This window comes from Sinomonas sp. G460-2 (genome assembly GCF_047759905.1).
Classification (GTDB): Bacteria; Actinomycetota; Actinomycetes; order Actinomycetales; family Micrococcaceae; genus Sinomonas.
Genome location: NZ_JBKZWT010000225.1, coordinates 1 through 5,909 on the forward strand (window position 1 = coordinate 1; position 5,909 = coordinate 5,909).

The 5,909-nt window shown below is 69.8% G+C and carries 7 protein-coding genes; 3 read left to right on the plus strand and 4 right to left on the minus strand.

The window, feature by feature from the left end:
• Positions 1-113 precede the first annotated feature (113 nt).
• Both ACLN58_RS16500 and ACLN58_RS16505 read left to right on the plus strand, forming a co-directional pair.
• Positions 114-803, plus strand: a complete 690-nt coding sequence (locus tag ACLN58_RS16500; protein ID WP_415856340.1) for a winged helix-turn-helix domain-containing protein — start codon at positions 114-116, stop codon at positions 801-803.
• A complete protein-coding gene (locus ACLN58_RS16505) occupies positions 800-1,507 on the plus strand; it encodes an SRPBCC family protein (RefSeq protein ID WP_415856341.1) in 708 nt (235 codons plus the stop codon). The genes ACLN58_RS16500 and ACLN58_RS16505 overlap by 4 nt, the downstream gene beginning before the upstream one ends.
• A gap of 182 nt (positions 1,508-1,689) precedes the next feature.
• On the opposite strand, the gene ACLN58_RS16510 is transcribed toward ACLN58_RS16505, so the two are convergent.
• A complete protein-coding gene (locus ACLN58_RS16510) occupies positions 1,690-2,256 on the minus strand; it encodes a hypothetical protein (protein WP_415856342.1) in 567 nt (188 codons plus the stop codon).
• 353 nt (positions 2,257-2,609) lie between these two features.
• Here ACLN58_RS16510 and ACLN58_RS16515 point away from each other — a divergent pair, with 353 nt between their 5' ends.
• Positions 2,610-3,644, plus strand: a complete 1,035-nt coding sequence (locus tag ACLN58_RS16515) for a zinc-binding dehydrogenase (RefSeq protein WP_415856343.1) — start codon at positions 2,610-2,612, stop codon at positions 3,642-3,644.
• Between the two features lie 15 nt (positions 3,645-3,659).
• Here ACLN58_RS16515 and ACLN58_RS16520 read toward each other — a convergent pair whose 3' ends face one another.
• The 3 genes from ACLN58_RS16520 to ACLN58_RS16530 all read right to left on the minus strand — a co-directional run.
• Complete coding sequence (locus tag ACLN58_RS16520; protein WP_415856344.1) at positions 3,660-4,577, minus strand: patatin-like phospholipase family protein; 918 nt, start codon at positions 4,575-4,577, stop codon at positions 3,660-3,662.
• Positions 4,578-4,771: 194 nt separating this feature from the next.
• A complete protein-coding gene (locus ACLN58_RS16525; protein WP_415856345.1) occupies positions 4,772-5,623 on the minus strand; it encodes a DNA-formamidopyrimidine glycosylase family protein in 852 nt (283 codons plus the stop codon).
• Positions 5,624-5,658: 35 nt separating this feature from the next.
• Positions 5,659-5,909: hypothetical protein (locus ACLN58_RS16530; RefSeq protein WP_415856346.1), on the minus strand; the 251-nt coding region annotated here is incomplete at its 5' end.

Sequence of the window (5,909 nt, forward strand, 5' to 3'; positions counted from 1 at the left end):
CCAACCCGGCGCGTCTGCCCCGACACCGATTTCGCCGACCAAGAACCGAATCAGAGCGACCGAAGCAAAAAACGTCCTTGACAAAAAAGTTTGTCGGCAGGCAAACTGGAGACATGCAAGACGTCGTTGTGATCGAGGATGCGGCCGCTGCGGCCGCGAGCCTGGACCCGCTCCGGGCGAGCCTCCTGCGCGAACTGGCCACGCCGTCCTCGGCGGCGGGCCTCGCCGCGAAGGTGGGGCTCCCGCGCCAGAAGGTCAACTACCACCTGCGCTCGCTCGAGGACCACGGTCTCGTGGAGCTCGTCGAGGAGCGGCGGAAGGGCAACGTCATGGAGCGGATCGTGCAGGCCACGGCGGCCGCGTACGTCATCTCTCCGGTCGCCCTTGCCGCGGTCGAGCCCGACCCGGCGCGCTTCCGGGACCGCTTCAGCGCGTATTGGCTCCTGGCCCTGGCCTCGCGCATGGTCCACGAGGTGGGCCGGCTCCTCGTCGGCGCGACGGCCTCCCAGCAGCAGCTCGCCACGTACGCGGTCGACGGCGAAATCACCTTCGCGTCCGCGGCCTCGCGGGCGGCGTTCGCCGAGGAGCTGGGCGCCGAGGTGGCGCGGCTCGCGGCGAAGTACCACGACGCGCAGGCGCCGGGCGGTGGCAAGCACCGGCTCGTCGTCGCACTGCACCCCAGCCTCAAAGACACCAGCCTCAAAGACACCGGCCTCAAAGACACCAGCCTCAAGGACACCGGCCTCAAAGAAGCCAAAGATTCCGCGACAGCAACCGAACCGCATCAGGAGATCCAGCCATGAACCACGAATTCGAAATCGTCCAGGACGTCGTCATTCAGGCCACGCCGGAACGGATCTGGAAGGCCGTCACCGAGGACACCCCGGCGTGGATGTTCCCCACCGCCCAGTGGCCCGCTGTCCGGACCGTCGACGAGTACCCGACCCACGTCGTGTCCCGCATGGAAGGTCCCGATGGCTGGTACAACCAGCTCGAGCACGTGCTCACGCCAGGCCCGGACGGCACGCAGCTCCACTACGTCCACTCGGGCGTCATGACGGACGACTGGGAGCAGCAGTACGACGGCGCCGCGAAGCACACCGTCTTCTACCTGCACACGCTGGGCGAGTACCTCGCGCGCTTCGACGGCCGCGCGGTGGCGTTCAGCGACGTCCGCGGACCGGACGCGTCCGAGGCGGCAGACGCGTTCGCAAAGTTCGTGGCATACCTCGGGCTCTCCGACGCCACGATCGGCGAGGTCCGCGAGCTCGAGCTCCCGGTGATCGGCAAGGTCTCCGCGACGATGGACTTCCGGAACGAGAACTTCCTGGGCCTCCGCACCCCGGACGCGCTCATCCGGGTGTTCGGGCGCAACGCGTTCGGCGACCGCGTGGGCCTGACGGTCCACGACTTCTCCCTCGACACTGCGACCGACGCTGAGCGCGAGGCCCGCGGCGACCAGAACACGGCCGCGTGGACGGCGTGGCTCGAGGACGTCTACGCCTGATCCTTGGCAGGCACGCAGGCACGCAGGCAGGCAGGCAGCCAGGCAGGCAGGCAGGCAGGCGGGCATGCCAGATATCCCAGACATGCCAGACGGACCTGGGCCGGGCACGCGGTGAGCGTGTGCCCGGCCCAGGTCCGCCCTCACAGGGGGCTGCCCTCACAGGGGGCTGCCCTCACAGAGGGCTACTCCTTGATGTAGAGGTTTGCCCCGCTCTCAGGCACGGTCTTGTTGAAGTTGATCACGTTGTAGACGTTGACCCGGACTCCCTCGAGCGCCGCAGTTGGCGGGTTTCCAAGTTCGCATTCGACGGTCAGGGCCGCGGGCAGGTGCACGTTGGGGGCTGCGTTCGGCGTCGCGACGATGGAGAGCATGAGCTTTCCGCCGAAGAAGTTTGCCGGAAGGCCCTGCGGCGTGGCATTCCCGTAGGACTGGAAGCTGATCAGCCCGGTCGTCACGAACGTTCCGGTGATGGTCCTACCGGTGGCGGCTTCGTGATGGGAGAAGGTTCCGCCTCCGGTTGCGACTCCGCTGACGGAGTCGAACGTTCCCGTCGCGACGATGGTCACGACGTCGCCGTTCTCCGCCATCGCCTTGTTCCCCACAGGGAAGCCAAGGCTCTGAACCAGGGCATCGCCCACGTGGTACTGGAAGGTGCCCTTCTCGGTCGCCGCCCCGGCCGGCACCGCGGCGAATACCGCGGTAAAGACCAGCAATGGCAGGGCGATCATGAAGGCAAGGAATTTGCGCATGATGGTTTGCCTGACGATTCTCACGTCGGTGACTAGCTTGGGAGCCCACGCTGGCACAGGGGCGAACGACGGCGGCGGGCCGGCGTCTCGGACGATCGCGCCGGGCTCTGTGGGAGCCCCGCGGCACCGGGGAACCCGGCGTTGCGGTGCGTCGTCTCGTGCGGGCGATCAAGCCCGGCGGGACGAACGGGACCCCCAGCCGTCCAGCACATATCGCGGACCGAGCCGAGCGGCGCGGTCTACGAAACATTGAGCGCGTCTCCGCGGCAGGGTGTCAATTGTGCACGGGCCTGATTTGCCCCCGGCGTGAGAGGATGTGGCCGGCCCTGGGTCAACGTGGAAACGGAGTGGATATGCGCGCGATGGTCATGGACCAGATCGGTGGGCCTCTCGCGGTCCGCGACGTCGAGGAGCCCGGGGCCCCGGACGGCGGCGTGGTGATCACCGTCTTCGCCACCGGTCTGTGCCGCAGCGACTGGCACGCGTGGGCTGGCCACGACGACATCGCGCTTCCGCACGTTCCCGGCCACGAGTTCGCGGGCATCATCGCCGAGGTGGGGCCCGGCGTGACGAAGTGGTCGGCTGGCGACCGAGTCACCGCTCCTTTCGTCGAGGGGTGCGGGCAGTGCGAGTGGTGCCTGTCCGGCAACGCCCAGGTCTGCCCTCAGCAGCAACAGCCCGGCTTCACGCATTGGGGCTCGTTCGCCGAGCGGGTGGTGATCCACGCGGCGGACACGAATCTCGTGGCGATTCCCGAGCGCGTCAGCTTCGAGGCGGCGGCGAGCTTGGGCTGCCGCTTCGCCACGGCATACCGCGCGCTCACGAGCCGGGCCCGGCTCCGCGCTGGCGAATGGGCCACGGTAGTCGGCGCCGGTGGCGTGGGGCTCAGCGCCGTCATGATCGCGAAGGCGCTCGGCGGCAAGGTCATCGCCGTCGACCGCAACGCGACGGCCCTGGACGCGGCCGCCCAACTCGGTGCCGATCACGTGCTGCTCGCGGATGGCTCCGACATCCCGGCCCAGGTCCACGCGCTGACCGGCGGCTCCCACGTTGCCGTGGACGCCGTCGGCAGCGAGCAGACGAGCGCCGACGCGATCCTGAGCCTGCGCCGCCGCGGGCGGCACGTGCAGATCGGCCTCCTGCCGCCCGTCGAGGGCCACCCGCGCGTGCCGATGTCGCGCGTCATTGCCTGGGAGCTCGACGTTTTCGGCAGCCACGGCATGGCCGCCGCCGATTACCCGGACATGCTCGCCCTCATCGAAACCGGCGTGTTCGAGCCGCAAGGCCTCATCGAGCGTGTCATCGGGCTCGAGGAGGCTGCAGGCCTGCTACCGCGCTTCGACGGGGCCAGCGTCGCGGGCATGACGATGATCGACCCGACTCGCTGAAGCGAGTGGGGCTCATCACCGCCATAGCTCGGCGATGAGCCCCGCGAGCGCCAGGCCCTGGTCGTAGCCTCCGCGCGCGGCCTGCCGCCGCGTCGACGGATCCAAGGCGTTGGCGTCGAAGACCTCGCCTGCCCCGGCGTCCGGAAAGACGGTCTCGACCTTGCTGCCCCCGGCACGGAGCTCCTCGACCTGGGTCGCGAGGTCCATGCCCCACTCCAGCGGCATCCGTGTCCTGCCGCTGAACGGCGAGAGCACGAGCACGCGCGCGTAGCCGGCCGCGAGATCGGCGTTTTCGCTGCGCCGGTAGCCGCCGTTGAGGTAGCGGTCCTCGCCGATGGGGTAGGGATTCATCGCCGAGGTGCTCGCGGCGACGGCGTCCACCAGATCAACTCCGCTGCCGCGGTCGAACGCCACCGGCTCCCCGGTCCGCGCGTTGACGGCCGCGATCACCACGGCCTGTTCAGGCCAGTCGTGGCTGGGAAGCCGAGCCGCGACAACGTCGCGCCACCGGGCCCCGTCCGCGCCGTCGGACGTATCCATTTCCAGTGCCGCGGCACCCATCCGGCGGCGCATGTCCGAGGCGTCCTCGGCGGACGCGATGATGCCATCCGACCACTCCAGGTAGTTCTGCCCCGAGAACTTCGGAGCGAGGCCCCTGCCCGGAGCGGCGTTTCCGGCCCGCGGTTGGGGTGGCTCGGCGACGATGGCCGCATACAGCTCGGCCGGCCGTGTGCCACTCGTGATCTGGGCCGCCACCGTGGATCCGGACGATGTCCCGACGATGAGATCAGCGTCGGTGACGTCGACCCCGGCAGCCGAGAGCCCGGCGATGAGGCCGAGAGCCCACGCATTGCCCGCCGCGCCGCCGCCGGCGACGACCAGGGCTCGCTCGCGCGAGTTGTCGGTGGATGTTGAAGAAGGTGTTGTGTTCATGGGAGTCGCCTTTCGCGATGTGCCTTGGGGGCGCTCCCAGTGGCGACTAGCTCAGTCGCAGATCGTGGACTGCGGGGGAGCACCCATTGCGGATACTGCGTACATGGGTCTCACCTCCTGCTGATAGATCACGATCGCCGAAAGGCTAACAGGCCCGCGACGCGGAGTGCAATCGGCGTCAAGCGCAATAGGCATCAAGCCGGCGTGCGAGCGGGCTGGCAGCTCGGGCAGAAGTAGATGTCCCGCTCGCGCTGGGCGACGGGCCAGGTTCCGGGCGCGGACTCGGCCGCCTCGCCGAGCGTCGCGTGCACGATCCGGGTCCGACAGCGCTTGCATGCCTGCCCGGCCCGGCCGTAGACCCAGTAGTCGCCGCGGGGCCCGAAGCCACCGGTCGTGTTCCGCGACGGTCGGGCGCGATTCGCCTCGAGGAGGCGGCGCGCGGTCGCGACGAGGCGCGGGAGATCGCGGACGACGGCGGCCGGTTGCGCCGGGTGCACGCCGGCCAGGAAGCACAGTTCGTTCCGGTAGATGTTGCCGATCCCGGCGAGGTTGCGCTGGTCGAGGAGCGCGAGGCCGATGGCCCGCTGCGGCCGAGACAGGAGGTTCGCTTCGGCGAGGGCCGCGTCCCAGTCCGGCCCAAGGAGATCGGGCCCCAAATGGCCGACGGCGCGGCCCTCCTCCGCGGTCGGCAGTACCTCGACGACGCCGAGCGAGAACCCCACGGCGCTCGTCCCGTCCTCGGCCCTCAGTACGATCCTCGCGGTGTGGGCTGGCTTCCGCCAGCGCTCGCCGGCGGCGTAGAGCTGCCAGCTGCCCTCCATCTTGAGATGGGTGTGGATGCTGAGCCGGTCGCTGTCCTGGCCCGGCGGAGGGGCGAGCCGGTGGAGGAGGTGCTTCCCGCGGGACACGACCTCGAGCACGGTCCAGCCGGTCAGATCGAGCGTCGCGAACGCGGGCACGCGGAAATCGCTCGCAGCGAGCCGCTTCCCCGCGAGGGCGGCGTGCAGCCGGGCTGCCGCCCGCCAGACGTCGTCGCCCTCAGGCACCGGACTCCTCGCGGCTGCCGGCTCCGCCCGCGTGGTCAGGCACGGATCCGCACCCCGCGTGGCGTCGAGTAGGCACCCGCCGCGGTGAGGGCGCGGGCGAGATCGGTATCGAGGAGATCCCGCCCGTTGACCTTCTCCATGACGAGCTTGTCGATCGCGCCCGAGCGGACCACGCCCACGAGCGCGGCCGCGGCGGGAGCCAGTACGCGCAGATCGTCGGAGAAGGCGAGCAGCGTCTTGCCGCCGCGCTCGATGTAGAGGACGAGTGCGCCGTCGACCGTGACGA

Excerpts from the sequence above, each read along its gene's own strand:
- ACLN58_RS16520 (WP_415856344.1), bottom strand. The coding sequence starts at position 4,577 with ATGAACACAACACCTTCTTCAACATCCACCGACAACTCGCGCGAGCGA.
- ACLN58_RS16500 (WP_415856340.1), top strand. The coding sequence starts at position 114 with ATGCAAGACGTCGTTGTGATCGAGGATGCGGCCGCTGCGGCCGCGAGC.
- ACLN58_RS16515 (WP_415856343.1), top strand. The coding sequence starts at position 2,610 with ATGCGCGCGATGGTCATGGACCAGATCGGTGGGCCTCTCGCGGTCCGC.
- ACLN58_RS16510 (WP_415856342.1), bottom strand. The coding sequence starts at position 2,256 with ATGCGCAAATTCCTTGCCTTCATGATCGCCCTGCCATTGCTGGTCTTT.
- ACLN58_RS16505 (WP_415856341.1), top strand. The coding sequence starts at position 800 with ATGAACCACGAATTCGAAATCGTCCAGGACGTCGTCATTCAGGCCACG.